Source organism: Micromonospora sp. WMMD558, from assembly GCF_049315255.1.
In the GTDB taxonomy this organism is placed as follows: domain Bacteria; phylum Actinomycetota; class Actinomycetes; order Mycobacteriales; family Micromonosporaceae; genus Micromonospora.
The window spans coordinates 168787-184548 of sequence record NZ_CP186061.1; the positions used below are offsets into that span (position 1 = coordinate 168787).

Sequence of the window (15762 nt, forward strand, 5' to 3'; positions counted from 1 at the left end):
ATCATGAGGTGAGCGGGTGGGTTGATCTCCCCGGCACCCGCCAACTTCATGATCGACGGGGTGTCGGCGCGGCTGAGCGCCGGTTAAGGTGCCGGGTATGGGTGGTGAGCAGGGGAACGGGGTTCCGCAGCGGGCCGACGTCGTCATCGTCGGAGCGGGGCACAACGGGTTGGTGTCGGCGATCCTGCTGGCGCGAGCAGGGCTGGACGTGCTCGTACTGGAGGCGGCCGACGTCATCGGTGGGGCGACCCGCACCGAGACGCCGTTCCCGAAGGTCCCGGGGCTGCGGCACTCCACCGGGTCGTACCTGCTCGGGCTGATGCCACCGGAGCTGCTCGCCACGCTCGACGTGCGCATCCCCGTGCTGCGCCGCGACCCGCACTACTTCCTGCCCACGCCGGGCGGGTCCGGCTCGCCGTACCTGCTCTTCGGCAGCGACACCGCCGCGACGCGCAAACAGCTCGCCGAGTTCTTCTCCCCCGCCGACGTCGCCGCCGACGACGCCCTCCAGGCCGAACTCGCCGCGCTGCGCGACGACCTGGCACCGGCCTGGCTGGCCGAGCCGCTGCCGGTCGAGGAGACCGCCGAGCGGTACGTGCGGCCGGCGCTGCGGCAGGTCTTCGTCGACCTGGTCCGCGGGTCGGTCGCCGACCACCTGGCCCGCTTCGAGTTCCGCTCCGAGCTGCTGGTCAGCATGTACGCGGTGACCGACGGCCTGTCCGGCCTCAACGCCGGCCCCGACGACCCCGGCACCGGGCACAACTTCCTGGTGCACAACATGTGCCGACTGCCCGGCTCGGACGGCACGTGGATGATCGCCGAGGGCGGCATGGGCACCGTCTCCCGGACCTTCGCCGAGGCCGCCCGGGCGGCCGGCGCGACGATCCTCGCCGGAACGCCGGTCAGCGCGATCACCCTCGACGGGGGTGCCGCGTCCGGCGTGGTGCTCGCCGACGGGCGGGAGGTCCACGCGTCGGTGGTGCTGGGGGCGTGCGACCCGTACCGGCTGATGGACCTGCTGCCCGACGGCGCGCTCCCGGCGCCGCTCACCGACCGGATGGCGGCGGTCCGCCGCCCCGGCACCACGCTGAAGCTCAACTTGGCGCTGACCGGGCTGCCGCGCTTCTCCTGCCTGCCGGCCGACGCGCCGAGCCCGTTCGGGTCGACCATCCACCTGCTCCCCGGCTCGGCCTCGCTGTGCGGCAAGGGCGGCGAGGCGCCGATGGCGGCGCTGCGCGCGATGTGGGCCGACGTCCAGGCCGGGCGCCTGCCGGAGGAGCCGACGATCGAGTGGTACCTGCACACCACCGTCGACCCGTCGCTGTCCGACGCGGCCGGGCACCACTCGTCGGCGCTGTTCGTGCAGTCGGTGCCGTACGAGCTCGCCGGCACCAGCTGGGACGAGGCCCTCCCCGGGTACGTGGAGAAGCTGGTCGCGATCTGCGAGCGGTACGCCCCGGGCACCGGTGACCTGATCGCCGACGCGGTGCCCCTGCCCCCGCCCGGCATCGAGGCGCACTTCGGCATCACCGGCGGGCACATCCACCACGTCGACAACACCGTCTCGTTCACCGACCGGATGCCGTACGCGACCGGGGTCGACGGCGTGTACGCGGGCAGCGCCGGCTGCCACCCGGCCGGCAGCGTCATCGGCGCCGCCGGCCACAACGCCGCCCGGCGCGTCCTCGCGGATCTAGGCCGCTGACCCCTTCTCCGGCTGGGTGGCGGCCCGCGGGTCGTCACCCGGGTCCTTCACGAGGAAGAAGCCGGCGATCACGAGGTAGAGGAGAAGGCTGAGGATCGGGTCGACGAAGACGACCGCGAAGGCGAACACGAAGAGCAGCGGACGCAGCCGCATCCGCCGCGCGAGCGTCCGGGCCAGCCTGGGATCCAGGTCCTCGTGGAGCAGCCGCCGGCTGCTGGCCCACCACCAGCTCAGGTTGAAGAAGAGCGCCTCACCGAGCAGGGTGCCCAGGTAGAGGGCGGCGGTCAGCCGCTGCTCGGCCACCTCGCCGCGCAGGTGATCCGAGAGCAGGTCGGCGGTGAACGGGATCGCGGCCACGAAGAGCAGCAGAAGCAGGTTGAACACCAGGAGCGTGTGGTCGACCCGCACCACGTACCGCCACATGTTGTGGTGGGCGAGCCAGATCTGGCCGGAGACCACGAAGGTGATCACGTACGCCAGGTAGGTCGGCCAGGCCTGGAAGAGCGCCTCGGAAAGCTGCCCCCCGTTCGCCCGGGCCGGGCCGTTCTGGAGCAGCTCCACGGCCATCACCGTCAGGACGACCGCGAAGACCCCGTCGCTGAACGACTCCACCCGGGAGCGGTCCCGCGCCATCTCGCCAGGCCGCAGGGTCCCTTCGGTTCCGGACCGCTTCCAAGGCACCACACCTGCATGGTCGCCCACCGGGGCGGACCAGGTGGATCAGCTGAGGGATTCGCCGGCCGGGGCGGGCGACTGCTCGTCGACGCGGTGGGCGCGGATCTTGTGGCCCACGCTGGTCAGGCAACGGCCGCTGGACAGGTCGAAGCGCCACCCGTGCAGCTGGCAGGTGAGCTGGTCGCCCTCGACGACGCCGAAGCGGCTCAGGTCGGCCTTCAGGTGCGGGCAGCGGCGCTGCACCACCCAGTCACCGATGGTGATGTCCTCCGCGTCGACGGCCCGCTCGTGCTCGTCGTACCAGCCCTCGGAGTACTGCAGCCGCTCCTCGGACAGGCACTTGAAGAACGAGTAGACGAACTCGTTGTACTGGCCGATGCGCGCCGCCGAGAACCGGCACGACAGGAAGAGCGAGTTGACCCAGTCCACCTCGCCGATGTGCAGCAGGTGCTCGATCAGCGCCCGCTCGGTGCGGAACCGGTAGCGCACCTTCTCGTCCGCGTACGGCCGCACCTGCTTGCCCGGGAAGTCCACCACGATCGACTCGACGCTCTCGCCGTCGTAGCCGACCAGGTCGAAGCGGACCGGACCGCCGACCCCCTTGGCGATGTAGATCGACTCGTCCAGCAGCGGCTCGATGCGGCGCTGCATCTCCTTGAGGACGTCGATCTCCGGGTGCCGCCAGGACGCCTTCTCCGCCTCGATGATCGGGCGCTTGCGCTCCCGCATCTCCTCCAGGTGGGCGACCTTGTTCGCGAAGAACTCCGCCACCGGCACCGGGTGGGTGGTCTCGCACGTCCCGGTGGTGATCTCGGCGACGCTGCCGGGCAGCAGGACGACGGCGTTGGTCCCGCCGACCTTCGCGTACTCGGCGAGGAAGACCGACTGGTCCGGGAAGATGTTGCCCTCGTCGCCGTGGATGTCGTTGAACTGCCACAGCGCGTCGTCGAGGAAGCACGGCGGGCCGGCGATCGGGAAGACGTGGTCGGCCTTCAGGTCGTCGATGTACCGCCAGGTGCGGTCGAACTGGCGGTCCCGCTTCTGCTTGCCGAACGCGGTCTTGGCGGCCTGCGGCAGCTCGTAGACCATCGGGTACCAGATCGCCCCCGAGAACTGGAGCATGTGCGCGTGCACGTGGCCCAGCTCGGCGAAGAGACTGAGGTCGGTCGGGCGGGCGTCGTTCTGGTTGAGCAGCCGGACCCCGTCGTACTCCACCCACAGCGACGAGTCGCCGATCGGGCCGTCGGTCGGGCTGGTCAGCGCCTGGATCATCACCTTGAGGCCGCCGTCCAGCTCGACGACCTCCTCGTTCGGCGCCTTCAGGAACTTCGTGAAGCCCAGCTCCCGCAGCTCGTCCTCCATCTCCGAGGTGGGGAAGGCGGGCAGCAGGACGGTGGCCTTCTTCGACACGTACCGCCTGAGGTGGGCGGCGTCGAAGTGGTCCCGGTGCAGGTGCGAGACGTACAGGTAGTCGACGTCACCCAGGGTGTCCCAGTCGAGTCGGGAGTTGTCGGGGAACGGGAACCACGAGGCGAAGTACGCCGGGTTGACCCACGGGTCGCACAGGATGCTGCCCGCGGGGGTGTCGATCCGCATGCTCGCGTGCCCGGTACCGGTCACTCGCACCGCAGGTCCCCCTAAGAACGACGAAAAGGTGTACGCGGAAACGCTACCGGAGCCGCTCCGACCGCCGCCCGCCGACGCCGGGAGTACTGCGACGAGGCACCTCGCGGCAGCTCAGGCGCCGGTCGGCTGCGCCCAGGAGCGCCGGTCGGGCGCGGCCGCACGCCAGCCGTCGAGCAGCCCGGGGATCTCGTCCGGCGGCGCGGCGAGGCTCACCCACTGCTCCCCGTGGTTCGGGTCGGCGGCGACGCTGCCCTCGCTGCAGCACGCGCAGATCGCCCGTACGCCGCTCGCCGGCTCGGCTCCGTAGTCACGCTCAGCGAAGACCGCCACCAGGGCGTGCACGTCGTCGACCGTGGCAGCCACGATGCGGACGCTGCTGGTGGGCAGCGGCGACTCCCGCCACGGCAGCAGCTCGCCGAAGACGGGGAAGGTTCAGGTGGCGGTCCTCGGCGTCCGGCATGGCCTGGTCCTCAGGTGGTCGGGCCCAGCGCCGGGCGCGGCACGGGGCGTGCCAGACTAACCGGAGATCCGATCGCGAGGGAAGGACCGACAGTGGCAGGAAGCGAGCCGGTAACGTCGCCGGACCAGCACAAGCCGGGGCACCGCAAGTCCGGGCGGATCGGCGCGGTGGTCGTCGCGCTGGCGCTGCTGGCGATGCTCTGCGGCAACCACGAGGGCAGGGTCGAGGACATCTGGCTGATCGGCCTCGCCGTCCTGCTGCTGGCCATCGTCATCGGCGACACCGTGCTGCGGCGCAACGGGCTGCGGTCGTAGACCCGGCGCCCGCGCCGGCGGGACACGCGCGAAGGGCCCGCTCCCGACCGGGAGCGGGCCCTTTTCGTCGTACGCGGTCAGCGACCGAGCAGGATGTCCTGCACGTCCTTGAGGGCGGCGTCGACCTCCGCCTCGAAGTATCCGCCCTGCACCAGACCGAAGCGCAGGGTGTCCAGGTCGCGGGGGTTCACCGGCATCGCGTTCCGCCCCTGCATCCCGCCGAGCAGGCTCTCGAAGAACCGGTCCACCTGGTCCGGGTCGTACCCGCTGCCGAAGCGGCGCACCTGGAAGCTGCGGCGGATCTGGTCGACCCGGTACAGGTCACTGCCGGGCGGGCCGGCCATCGGTGGGCCGGCCATCGCGGGCGGGCCGGGAACCGCCGGCGGACCACCGAAGCCCGGCTGCGGCTGCGCGGGCGGGCCGCCCATGCCGCGGCCCCGGTCCGGCATGCGGATCTCGGCGGTCATGTCGGTGCGTCCGTGCCGGCCGGCCTCGAAGCCGTCGAAACGCTCGTCCGGGCCGTAGCCACCCGGACCGGAGTCCGGGCCGTAGCCGCCCGGTCCGGAGTCCGGGCCGTAACCACCCGGCCCCGGGGGCAGACCGCGGGGCGGCGCGCCGTGGCCCATCTGGGCGCCCGGGCCACCACGGGGCGGCTCGTAGCCGCCGCGGGGCGCGTCGTAGCCGCCGGCGAAGGCACCGGTGGGCTCGTCGTACCGGCCGTAGCGGTCGGGCGGGCCGGGCTGCGCCGGCATGACGCGGGGGGGCATCGGCTGCGCCACCGGGGACATGCCGCGCTCGTCGCGCATCGGCGGGCCCATCCGCTCCGGCGGGCCGAGCCGGTCCGGCAGGCGGGAGTCACCGCCACGGCCGCCCAGGCCGCCGCGCTCCTCCAGGTCGGCGAGCTGCCGCTCGACCCGGTCGAGGTGCAGGTCGACCTGCCACTCGTCGTAGCCGTTGAACCGGACCCGGAAGACGACGTCGTGGACCTCCTGCGAGGACACGGGCGCGCCGACCGGCTGCCCGGCCAGCGTGGCCTCGACGCGGTCGAGGAAGGCGTCCACCTCGTCGACCTTGTATCCCCGGCGCAGCGCCTTGCGCCGGAAACGCTGACCCTGACTCGCCACTATGTCTCCTGGTCTCGTTCGCTACGCCCGGTCACGGTGTCTCCCCGGTCCCAACGGTCTCACTGCCCTCCGCGGCGGCGAGCTGACCACACGCCCCGTCGATCTCGCGACCTCGGGTGTCCCGCACCGTCGTGGACACTCCGGCGTCGCGCAACCGCCGGACGAACTCCCGCTCCACCGGCTTCGGGCTCGCATCCCAGCGGCTGCCCGGAGTGGGGTTGAGCGGGATCAGGTTCACGTGGGCCAACTTGCCGGCCAGCAGCCGCCCGAGCAGATCGGCTCTCCACGGCTGGTCGTTCACGTCCTTGATCATCGCGTATTCGATCGACACACGACGTCCCGTGCGGGCCGCGTACTCCCAGGCCGCCTCCAGCACCTCGGACACCTTCCAGCGCTGGTTCACGGGCACGAGTTCGTCGCGCAGCTCATCATCGGGGGCGTGCAGCGACAAAGCAAGGGTCACTGAGAGGTCTTCGCTGGCCAGTCGGCGGATGGCCGGCACCAGCCCGACCGTGGAAACGGTGATGTGCCGCTGGGAGAGCCCCAGCCCCTCGGGGGCCGGTGCGACCAGGCGCCGGATCGCGGCCACGACCCGGTTGTAGTTGGCCAGCGGCTCGCCCATTCCCATGAACACGACGTGCGACAGCCTCGGCGGGGACCCGGCCACCGCACCGGAGGCGGCCACGCCCGCCAGGTAGACCGCCTGGTCCACGATCTCGGCGGTGGAGAGGTTGCGGGTCAACCCGGCCTGGCCGGTCGCGCAGAACGGGCACGCCATCCCGCAGCCGGCCTGGCTGGAGATGCAGACCGTGACCCGGTCCGGGTAGCCCATGAGCACGCTCTCGACGAGCGAGCCGTCGTGCAGCCGCCAGAGTGCCTTGCGGGTCGCCCCGTCGTCGCACGCCAGCTCCCGCACCGGTGTCAGCAGCGTGGGCAGCAGCCGTTCGGCCAGCTTGTCACGGGTCGCGGCCGGCAGGTCAGTCATCTGCCGGGGGTCGCGCACCAGGCGCCCGAAGTAGTGGGTGGAGACCTGCCGGGCCCGGAACCGGGGCTCCCCCAGCTCGGCGACCAGCGCCTGGCGGCCGGCGAGGTCGAGGTCGGCGAGGTGCTGCGGGGGCATCGCCGCCCGGCGTGCGGGGGCGTCGAGGTTGACCGGGGTCAGGGGCAGGCTCGTCATGTCGCGTCCAGTCTGTCACGCCCGGCGCGGGACGCACCCGTCCGGAGGTGCCGAATCGAGCCGGACCGCACGGACGGAAGCACCTGCGGAGGGTGATTCACGACTCAACCAGCCATCGGAACGAGGACCGCCAGCAGCAGGTACGCCGTCGGGACGGCGAACAGGATCGAGTCGAGCCGGTCCATCAGGCCGCCGTGCCCCGGCAACAGGTTGCTCATGTCCTTCACGCCGAGGTCACGTTTGACCATGGACTCGGCCAGGTCGCCGAGCACGGCCGCGGCGGAGACCGCCACCCCGAACAGGGCGCCCCACCAGGGGCGGACGTCGAAGAGCAGCCAGAGCAGCACCGCGCTGCCGAGCGCCGCCGCGCCGACCGACCCGGCCAGGCCCTCCCAGGACTTCTTCGGGCTGATCGTGGGGGCCATCGGGTGCTTGCCGAAGTTGGCGCCGGCCGCGTACCCGCCCGTGTCGGAGAGCACCACGGCGACCAGGGTCGCCAGCACCCGCAGCGAGCCGTCGTCCGGCACCGCGGCCAGCAGCGCCGCGAAACCGCCGAGGAACGGCACGTAGACCGCGATGAGCGTGGCGGCGGTGACGTCCCGCCGGAACCCGGCCGGCCCGTCCCCGAGGCGCCACACGACCGAGCCCAGTACGGTGACGGCCAGACCGAGGGTCAGCGCGTCGGGGCCGGCGAACCAGGCCAGCCCCACGGTGAGCACGGCGCCGGCGATCAGCGGGACCAGCGGCGGGTGGGCGTCGGCCCGCCCGGCCGCCCGGGCCATCTCCCAGCTGCCGATCGCCACCGCGCCGGCGACGACCAGCAGGAACGCCGGCGGGTAGAGGAACAGTGGCACGAGGATGAGCGCGCCGAGGGCGACGCCCACCCCGATGGCCGCGGGCAGGTTGCGGCCGGCCTTGCCCGACGACGCCGCCGGGGCCCCGGACCCGCCCGCCCGGCGCCGGCCCGGCTGGCGCCGACCCGGCGGCTCCGACCCGGCCGGGGCCGGCTCGTCCCGGACCGGCGTGAGCTGCGTGGTGGGGTACTCCGACAACGGGGGCGCCTCGTCTCGGACGGGTTGCAGCTGCGCGGTCGGGTACTCCGGATCGTCACCGGCGGGGCCGTGGCGCCCGTTGCGGCCGTTCACCGGGCCGGGCCGGCCCCCGTACGCCGGGTCACCCGCGCCGGAAGGCCCGTGGAAGGGCCGGGCAGGGTCGCGGTCGTCGTACCCGGGGTACGTCCCGGCGGGATCGGCCGAGGGCCGGGTGCGCGGGTCCGCGTGGAGGTCGGGAGCGACAGCGGGCCGCCGCGCCCAGGGGCCGGGCTCGACGTCGTGGTCGGGCCAGGGCAGGTTGGGCCGGTCCGGCCGGTCCCAGCCGCGAGGGTCGGCGCTGCCGTAGGGGTCGACGTGGGACATCACGCACCGCGCGGACGTGGTGCGAGACCGACGACCAGACGCACAACCACAACCATCCCCTACCCGAGTGACTTTCCCGTCGGTTGACCGGCACGTCGGCCGGCCGATCCCCGCAGTTCACCGCGCGGTGGCCCGGGAATCGTGCCGAGCCTACTGCACCCGTCGCCGGGCCACTCGGGACCGCTGCCGGCGGACGGCGCGGGCAGATGGCGCGGGCGGACGGCACGGGCGGACGGCACGGGCGGACGGCGCTCCACTGCCGCCGAGCCACGCGGACGGCGCCCCACTGCCGCGGGGCCACGCCGACGGTGCTCCACTGCCGCCGGACGGGCAGCGCGCGGTGCCCAAACGGTCGTGGCACCGGCGTACCGCCGCCCACGAGGGCGTGCGCCGGTGCCACGTCGCCGGTCGGGCGGCCGGGGTCAGACCTCCAGCAGCTCGGCTTCCTTGTGCTTGACCAGCTCGTCGACGGTGGCGACGAAGCGATGGGTCAGGTCGTCCAGCTCCTTCTCGGCGCGACGTCCCTCGTCCTCGCCGACCTCGCCGTCCTTGACCAGCCGGTCCAGCTCCTCCTTGGCCTTGCGGCGGATGTTGCGGACGGCGACCTTGGCCTCCTCACCCTTGTGCCGGGCCACCTTGATCATCTCGCGGCGGCGCTCCTCGGTCATCTGCGGGAGCAGGATGCGCAGCTGGTTGCCCTCGTTGTTCGGGTTGACGCCGAGGTCGGAGTCGCGGATCGCCTTCTCCATGGCGTTGATCTGCGAGTTGTCGTACGGCTTGATGATGACCATCCGCGGCTCGGGCACGCCGATGGACGCCATCTGCGGCAGCGGGGTCGGGCTGCCGTAGTAGTCGATAATGATCTTGGAGAACATGGCGGCGTTGGCGCGGCCGGTACGGATGGCGCCGAACTCCTCCTTGGCGTGCTCGATGGCACGCTCCATCTTCTCCTCGGCCTCGAGGAGGGTGTCGTCGATCACCGGTCTCCTCGCCTCCTTCTGTGCTCGTCGTGGCTGGTCGTGTCGGAGGACCGTTGAGGTCGGCTGCTCAGGTGGTGATCAGGGTGCCGATCTTGTCGCCACCCACGGCCCGGATGATGGTGTCGTCGCCCTGGGCGCCGAAGACCAGCATCGGCAGGCCGTTCTCCATGCAGAGGCTGAAGGCGGCGGCGTCGGCCACCCGCAGGTTGCGGCGGAGCACCTCGGAGAAGGTGATCGAGTCGAACTTGCTGGCGGTCGGGTCGATGCGCGGGTCGGCCGTGTAGACGCCGTCCACGCCGTTCTTGCTCATCAGCACCACGTCGGCCCGGATCTCCAGGGCACGCTGGGCGGCGACGGTGTCGGTGGAGAAGTACGGCATGCCGGCGCCGGCACCGAAGATCACCACGCGGCCCTTCTCGAGGTGCCGGATGGCGCGCAGCGGAATGTACGGCTCGGCGACCTGGGCCATCGTGATGGCGCTCTGCACCCGCGTCTCGATGCCCTCCTTCTCCAGGAAGTCCTGGAGGGCGAGGCAGTTCATCACGGTGCCGAGCATGCCCATGTAGTCGGCCCGCGCCCGGTCCATGCCGCGCTTCTGCAACTCCGCGCCGCGGAAGAAGTTGCCACCACCGACCACGACGGAGACCTGCACCCCGCGCCGGACCACCGTGGCGATCTGCCGGGCGATGGCCTGGACGACGTCCGGGTCGACACCGATCGCCCCTCCGCCGAACACCTCACCGGAGAGCTTCAGCACCACCCGGCGGGCCCGACCGGGAGGTGGCGCCGTCGGATCCTCCGCCGCCAGGCTCCGGTCACTAACAACCTGCGTCATCCGCCCCGCCCTTCCCCATGCGGCGCCCCGCGCCGCGTACCGCGAAACTGCCGTGACCGACCCTAGGGCCCGCGTCGAGGTCGCAGCCCGGCCGCGCCGGGACCTCGCCACAGACCCTATGTGACGAGGAGGCCGCGGTGCCTGACACGTACACCGGCGACCTCCTCGTCCACGTTCCCTACCGCGGGCGTCTTCACGCGCCCGCGGAGCGGCTCAGGCCTGGCCGACCTCGAACCGGACGAACCGGGTGATCTCGATGCCGGCCTCGGCCAGCACCTGCCGCACCGTCTTCTTGTTGTCCGTGACCGACGCCTGCTCCAGCAGGACGAAGTCCTTGAAGAAGGAGTTGACCCGGCCCTCGACGATCTTCGGCAGCGCCGCCTCGGGCTTGTTCTCCTCACGGGCGGTCTGCTCGGCGATGCGCCGCTCGGACTCGACGACCTCGGCCGGCACCTCGTCACGCGTGAGGTACTGCGGCCGCATGGCGGCGATCTGCATGGCCGCGCCGCGCGCGTCGGCGTCGCCCGCCTCGTCGGTCTTGCCGGCGTACTGCACCAGCACGCCGACCGCCGGCGGCAGGTCCTGCGCCTTGCGGTGCAGGTAGACCGCAACGGTGCCGTCCAGCTTGGCGAACCGGTTGAGCACCAGCTTCTCGCCGATCTTGGCGGACTGCTCCTGGACCAGGTCGGCGACGGTCTTCCCGTCGATCTCAGAGGCCAGCAGTTCCTCGGCGTTGCTCACGCCGCTGCGCTCGCCGTGCTCGACCAGCTGCTGGGCCAGCGCGATGAAGCTGTCGTTCTTGGCGACGAAGTCGGTCTCGCAGTTGAGCTCCAGCAGGGCCTTGCCGGAGTGCGCGACGAGGCCGTTCGCGGCGGTCCGGCCGGCCCGCTTGCCGACGTCCTTCGCGCCCTTGACGCGCAGGATCTCGACGGCCTTGTCGAAGTCGCCCTCGGCCTCGGTCAGCGCCTTCTTGCTGTCCATCATGCCGGCGCCGGTCAGGTCGCGGAGCTTCTTGACGTCCGCGGCGGTGAAGTTGGACATGGCTCTCTCTTCGGTGTTGAGACTGCGGGTGGGATGGTCTGAGGTGGCGGTTTACCCGGATCCGGGCGGATTCTGCCCGGACTGCCCGCCGCTCCCCGCCGTCCGGAAGGACCGGACGACGGGACAGCGGCGTACGGTCACTCCGCGGCGGCGGCCGCCGGCTGCTCGTCGGCCTTCTTCGGCTCCTCGAGCAGCTCGCGCTCCCACTCGGCCAGCGGCTCGTCCGAGGCGACACCCGCCTCCGGCTTCTCGTCGGTGCCCCGACGACGGCCGGAACGGGCGATCAGGCCGTCGGCGACGGCGGCGGCCACGACCTTGGTCAGCAGCTCGGCCGACCGGATCGCGTCGTCGTTGCCCGGGATCGGGTAGTCGACCTCGTCCGGGTCGCAGTTGGTGTCGAGCACCGCGATGACCGGAATGCCCAGCTTGCGGGCCTCGTCGACGGCGATGTGCTCCTTCTTGGTGTCGACCACCCAGATCGCGGCCGGGAGCTTCTGCATGTCCCGCAGACCGCCGAGGGTGCGGGACAGCTTCTCCTTCTCGCGGGAGAGCTGCAGGGTCTCCTTCTTGGTGTAACCGGCGGCGGTGCCGCTCAGGTCACCCAGGGCCTCCAGCTCCTTCATCCGCTGGAGCCGCTTGTACACCGTCTGGAAGTTGGTCAGCATGCCGCCGAGCCAGCGGTGGTTGACGTACGGCTGGCCGACCCGCGTCGCCTGCTCGGCGATCGCCTCCTGGGCCTGCTTCTTGGTGCCGACGAAGAGGATCGAGCCGCCCTCGGCGACCGTCCCGCGCACGAAGTCGTACGCCTTCTCGATGTAGTCGAGGGTCTGGCGCAGGTCGATGATGTAGATACCGTTGCGCTCGGTGAAGATGAAGCGCTTCATCTTCGGGTTCCAGCGCCGGGTCTGGTGCCCGAAGTGGACACCGCTCTCCAGCAGCTGGCGCATGGTCACGACGGCCATGGTTGGGTACTCCTTGCGTCCCTGGTTGTCACGCCCGGCCGGCGGCCGGGCGTCCTGGCGCCCGGTCGCCGGCCAGGGTGGGCCCGACCAAGATCGGGACCAGGGAGGCCGCCGCCCCACGACGAACCGTGGAGAGGGCGCGCGAGGTCGACCGCGCAAGGCGGTCGCCAGTCGACCAGTGTACGCCCCTTCCCCACCACCCCGTCCCCGGGAGTAAGGAAGGGCCCCTTCTTAACGCCTGACGTTGTGGAAGGGTCCCGTGTTAACAGCCAGGGTCAGCCGACCGCGAGCGCCGCCGCGACGAAGAGCACCAGGCCGACGGTCAGGTAGGCGGTCGGCGGGCGCAGCCAGCCCCGGCTCCCGTCGGCCAGCGAGAGCCCACCGGTCCGCAGCCCGTACAGGCCCATCGCGAAGATCGGCAGGCCGCAGACCAGGAACGTCCCGGCCACCACGTTCGCCCCCGAGACCGGGTCGCTGGTCACCCCGGTGAGCAGCACCCGCAGCGCCGGCACCTCGAAGACCAGTACCAGCACCGCGAAGAGGGCCGCCAGCGCCGGGCGGCGGGTCCGGTAGACCCCGTCGCCGGCCGCGGGGGCGATCACCGTACCGGGCGCGAGGTCGTTCCGCGGTCCGACCGGCGGCATCGGCCCCGTCGGCATCTCCAGCGGGTGCGGTGCCTCGGCCGCGGGGCGGCCGGGCTCCGTGACCGGGCGGCCGGGCTCGACGACCGGGTACCCGCTCAGTCCCGCCGGCCGGGCGGTGTCGGCGACCGGGCCGGCACCGGCCAGCGCATCGGCGCTGGAGGACGTCAGAGGATCACGCCCCTCCCGCGACCGCCGGCCGGTGGGCAGCTCACCGGAGACCTCCGGGTCACTGTCGGCCCGCCGCGACCGACTTGACCGGTATCCCTCGGTCTCCGCCGGCCTGTCCCCGTACGCGCCCACGGCACCGAAACGCCCCGAGTCGTCCTCGCCGATCCGGAACGCCCCGGAGTCCTCCGGGTTGGGGAAGCGTCCCCGGCCGGCCCCTGTCCCGTCCCCGTAGCGGGCGTCCGCGCCGCCCTGCTCGGGGACGCGGAGGTCCTCCTCGCGGTAGCGGCTCTCGCCCGCGCCACGCCAGGTCGGCTCCCCGTACCCCCGCTCCCGGTCACCGGGGTACCAACGCGACTCCTGATCTTCGGAATAGCTCCGTCGTCCATCCACGTCGGCACCGTATGCGACCGGCTGCTCGGGCGCCATTTCGCCGGCTACCACCTCACCAGGGCACGGTGGCGAAGCGTGCGGCTACACCGTCGTGGCCGAGTGGTAGCCGGTCCAACTCCGCCGCGCGGTCCGCCCGTAGGTCGTCGTGCCGGGCTTACCGTGGCGCGGTCGACGGCCCTTCGCCCGCTGACGTCTGACCTGCGGCGACCGGCGTCGCCATAGCACGCCGAGGGCATGATCGTCCGGCCGTCCACAGGGGACCTCGTTGTCCACAGATCGGCGGGCCGGGGCGGCGGCGGGTACCGGGTCCCGGGCACCGTGCCGGGCATGAGCAGACGGAACCAGGCGGTCGGCGCGTACGGGGAGCGCTGTGCCGTACGGCATCTGATCGGGGCGGGCCTGCGGCCCGTGGCCCGCAACTGGCGCTGCCCCCGCGGCGAGATCGACATCATCGCCTGGGACGGGCCGGTGCTGGCGTTCTGCGAGGTGAAGACGCGGCGTACCGACGACTTCGGCACGCCGGCCGAAGCCGTCGTCCCGGCCAAGGCACGCCGGCTGCGCGGCCTCGCGGCCCGCTGGCTCGCCGAGACCGGCACGACCGCCCAGGAGGTGCGGTTCGACGTGGTCGCGGTCCGCCTCTCCGGCGGCCCGCCCCGCGTCGAGCACGTGAAGGGGGCGTTCTGAGATGGGGGTACGCCGGTGAGCTACGCCCGGGTGCTGTGCGTGGGTCTGGTCGGTGTCACCGGGCACGTGGTGCAGGTCGAGGCGGACCTCGCGCCCGGCCTGCCCACGGTGGCGATCACCGGCCTGCCGGACACCGCCCTGTACGAGGCACGGGACCGCGTACGCGCCGCCGTGGTCAACTCGGGCCGTACGTGGCCGAACCGTCGGATCACCATCAACCTGCTCCCGGCGACCCTGCCCAAGTACGGATCCTCCTTCGACCTGGCCATCGCGGCGGCGGTCCTCGGCAGTGCCGGGGAGTTGCCGCTGCTGCCCCTGGAGCGGGTGGTGGTCCTCGGCGAGCTGGGTCTGGACGGCACCGTCCGCCCGGTCCGCGGAGTCCTGCCGATGGTCGCCGCCGCGGCCCGCGCCGGCCACGACCGGGTGATCGTGCCGGTCGACAACGCGGCCGAGGCGGCGGTGATCCCCGGGGTCCGGGTCCGCGCCGTCGACACGCTGCACCGGTTGGTCACCTTCGTCACCGAGGGGAGCCCGTTGCTGGAGCCGCCGCAGGGCGGCCCGGCCGAGGCGCCGTCCGTACCCGATCTGGCCGATGTGGCCGGTCAGGCCCTGGGGCGTCGCGCTTTGGAGGTGGCCGCCGCCGGTGGGCACCACCTGGCACTGCTGGGGCCGCCGGGTGCGGGCAAGACGATGCTCGCCGAACGGCTCCCGTCGGTGCTCCCCGAGTTGGACGACGAGGCGGCGATGGAGGTGACCGCACTGCATTCGATCGCGGGCCTGATGCCACCCGGTGGGCAGCTGATCCGTCGGCCTCCCTTCCAGGCTCCGCACCACACCGCGACCGTCCCGGCTCTGGTCGGTGGTGGCTCCGGTCTCGCCCGTCCGGGCGCGGTCTCGCTGGCCCACCGCGGCGTTCTCTTCTTGGACGAAGCTCCCGAGTTCGCCAAGGGCGCGCTGGACGCGCTGCGGCAGCCGCTCGAACACGGCCGGGTCCGGTTGGCGCGATCCCGGGGCTCCGCCGAGTACCCGGCCCACGTCCAGCTCGTCCTGGCCGCCAACCCGTGCCCCTGCGCGAAACCCTCCGGGGACGTCACCTGCGAGTGCTCGCCCCTGACCCGTCGGCGCTACCTGGGCCGGCTCTCCGGCCCGTTGCTCGACCGGATCGACGTGCAGGTCACCGTGCAACCCATCCGCGCGGCCGAACTGACGGAGGTCGCGGGCCCCGGTGAGTCCTCGGCGGCCGTGGCCGCCCGGGTGGCTGCGGCCCGGGCGGCTGCGGCCGCACGCTGGTCGGGCCTCGGCCGTCGGATCAACGCGGAACTGCCCGGCCCGGTGCTGCGTCGCCCGCCGTGGTGCCTACCGGCCCGGGACACGCGGGAGCTGCGTGCCCGGCTCGACGCCGGCTCGCTCTCGGCCCGGGGTTTCGACCGGGTGCTCCGGCTCGCCTGGACCGTCGCCGACCTGGACGGCCGGGACCGCCCGGACGCCGACGACGTCCGCGAGGCGATCGGGCTACGCACCGGGGAGGCGCTGTGAGCACCGGTGCACGCCGTGAGATCCCA

15 protein-coding genes are annotated in these 15762 nt (G+C 72.6%); 4 read left to right on the plus strand and 11 right to left on the minus strand.

Going from position 1 to position 15762, the window contains the following annotated elements:
* The first annotated feature begins 97 nt into the window (after positions 1-97).
* Positions 98-1705 (plus strand): phytoene desaturase family protein, encoded by a 1608-nt coding sequence (locus ACN26Y_RS00775; protein WP_422734087.1) that lies wholly within the window; start codon positions 98-100, stop codon positions 1703-1705.
* On the opposite strand, the gene ACN26Y_RS00780 is transcribed toward ACN26Y_RS00775, so the two are convergent.
* The 3 genes from ACN26Y_RS00780 to ACN26Y_RS00790 all read right to left on the minus strand — a co-directional run bounded on the left by ACN26Y_RS00780 (position 1694) and on the right by ACN26Y_RS00790 (position 4369).
* On the minus strand, positions 1694-2338 hold the full coding sequence (locus ACN26Y_RS00780; RefSeq protein WP_155333584.1) for a TMEM175 family protein: 645 nt from the start codon (positions 2336-2338) through the stop codon (positions 1694-1696). The two genes, ACN26Y_RS00775 and ACN26Y_RS00780, sit on opposite strands and share 12 nt — an antisense overlap.
* 87 nt (positions 2339-2425) lie before the next feature.
* Entirely contained in the window at positions 2426-4006 is a 1581-nt protein-coding gene (locus tag ACN26Y_RS00785) for a Rieske 2Fe-2S domain-containing protein (RefSeq protein ID WP_422734088.1), read from the minus strand.
* A gap of 111 nt (positions 4007-4117) precedes the next feature.
* Positions 4118-4369, minus strand: coding sequence for a hypothetical protein (locus tag ACN26Y_RS00790; RefSeq protein ID WP_422734089.1), 252 nt, complete (start codon positions 4367-4369; stop codon positions 4118-4120).
* Positions 4370-4558: 189 nt separating this feature from the next.
* On the opposite strand from ACN26Y_RS00790, the gene ACN26Y_RS00795 reads away from it, so the two are divergent.
* A complete protein-coding gene (locus ACN26Y_RS00795; protein ID WP_155333587.1) occupies positions 4559-4780 on the plus strand; it encodes a DUF2631 domain-containing protein in 222 nt (73 codons plus the stop codon).
* Between the two features lie 77 nt (positions 4781-4857).
* Here ACN26Y_RS00795 and ACN26Y_RS00800 read toward each other — a convergent pair whose 3' ends face one another.
* From ACN26Y_RS00800 to ACN26Y_RS00835, 8 genes are all read right to left on the minus strand, one after another.
* Positions 4858-5904: a DivIVA domain-containing protein gene (locus tag ACN26Y_RS00800; RefSeq protein WP_422734090.1), complete on the minus strand. Its 1047-nt coding sequence runs from the start codon at positions 5902-5904 to the stop codon at positions 4858-4860.
* 31 nt (positions 5905-5935) lie between these two features.
* Complete coding sequence (rlmN, locus tag ACN26Y_RS00805) at positions 5936-7081, minus strand: 23S rRNA (adenine(2503)-C(2))-methyltransferase RlmN (protein ID WP_168000191.1); 1146 nt, start codon at positions 7079-7081, stop codon at positions 5936-5938.
* Between the two features lie 104 nt (positions 7082-7185).
* Positions 7186-8496, minus strand: coding sequence for a phosphatidate cytidylyltransferase (locus ACN26Y_RS00810; RefSeq protein ID WP_155333590.1), 1311 nt, complete (start codon positions 8494-8496; stop codon positions 7186-7188).
* A gap of 422 nt (positions 8497-8918) precedes the next feature.
* Positions 8919-9476, minus strand: a complete 558-nt coding sequence (gene frr / locus ACN26Y_RS00815) for a ribosome recycling factor (protein WP_155333591.1) — start codon at positions 9474-9476, stop codon at positions 8919-8921.
* 67 nt (positions 9477-9543) lie between these two features.
* The gene (pyrH, locus tag ACN26Y_RS00820; protein WP_155333592.1) at positions 9544-10311 is read right to left on the minus strand and encodes a UMP kinase; all 768 of its coding nucleotides are present in this window, start codon (positions 10309-10311) and stop codon (positions 9544-9546) included.
* 213 nt (positions 10312-10524) lie between these two features.
* Positions 10525-11352: a translation elongation factor Ts gene (tsf, locus tag ACN26Y_RS00825; protein WP_155333593.1), complete on the minus strand. Its 828-nt coding sequence runs from the start codon at positions 11350-11352 to the stop codon at positions 10525-10527.
* 137 nt (positions 11353-11489) lie between these two features.
* The gene (gene rpsB, locus ACN26Y_RS00830) at positions 11490-12314 is read right to left on the minus strand and encodes a 30S ribosomal protein S2 (RefSeq protein WP_155333594.1); all 825 of its coding nucleotides are present in this window, start codon (positions 12312-12314) and stop codon (positions 11490-11492) included.
* A gap of 275 nt (positions 12315-12589) precedes the next feature.
* Positions 12590-13552 (minus strand): hypothetical protein, encoded by a 963-nt coding sequence (locus ACN26Y_RS00835; RefSeq protein ID WP_422734995.1) that lies wholly within the window; start codon positions 13550-13552, stop codon positions 12590-12592.
* A 291-nt stretch (positions 13553-13843) separates the two neighbouring features.
* On the opposite strand from ACN26Y_RS00835, the gene ACN26Y_RS00840 reads away from it, so the two are divergent.
* The gene (locus tag ACN26Y_RS00840; RefSeq protein ID WP_155333595.1) at positions 13844-14200 is read left to right on the plus strand and encodes a YraN family protein; all 357 of its coding nucleotides are present in this window, start codon (positions 13844-13846) and stop codon (positions 14198-14200) included.
* Positions 14201-14215: 15 nt separating this feature from the next.
* The gene (locus ACN26Y_RS00845; protein WP_422734091.1) at positions 14216-15736 is read left to right on the plus strand and encodes a YifB family Mg chelatase-like AAA ATPase; all 1521 of its coding nucleotides are present in this window, start codon (positions 14216-14218) and stop codon (positions 15734-15736) included.
* Positions 15737-15762 lie beyond the last annotated feature (26 nt).

What these genes read in the sequence shown, in the direction of transcription:
- ACN26Y_RS00775 (WP_422734087.1), top strand. Translation starts at nt 98, where the DNA reads ATGGGTGGTGAGCAGGGGAACGGGGTTCCGCAGCGGGCCGACGTCGTC.
- ACN26Y_RS00780 (WP_155333584.1), bottom strand. Translation starts at nt 2,338, where the DNA reads ATGGCGCGGGACCGCTCCCGGGTGGAGTCGTTCAGCGACGGGGTCTTC.
- rlmN (WP_168000191.1), bottom strand. Translation starts at nt 7,081, where the DNA reads ATGACGAGCCTGCCCCTGACCCCGGTCAACCTCGACGCCCCCGCACGC.
- ACN26Y_RS00810 (WP_155333590.1), bottom strand. Translation starts at nt 8,496, where the DNA reads ATGTCCCACGTCGACCCCTACGGCAGCGCCGACCCTCGCGGCTGGGAC.
- pyrH (WP_155333592.1), bottom strand. Translation starts at nt 10,311, where the DNA reads ATGACGCAGGTTGTTAGTGACCGGAGCCTGGCGGCGGAGGATCCGACG.
- tsf (WP_155333593.1), bottom strand. Translation starts at nt 11,352, where the DNA reads ATGTCCAACTTCACCGCCGCGGACGTCAAGAAGCTCCGCGACCTGACC.
- rpsB (WP_155333594.1), bottom strand. Translation starts at nt 12,314, where the DNA reads ATGGCCGTCGTGACCATGCGCCAGCTGCTGGAGAGCGGTGTCCACTTC.
- ACN26Y_RS00835 (WP_422734995.1), bottom strand. Translation starts at nt 13,552, where the DNA reads ATGGCGCCCGAGCAGCCGGTCGCATACGGTGCCGACGTGGATGGACGA.
- ACN26Y_RS00840 (WP_155333595.1), top strand. Translation starts at nt 13,844, where the DNA reads ATGAGCAGACGGAACCAGGCGGTCGGCGCGTACGGGGAGCGCTGTGCC.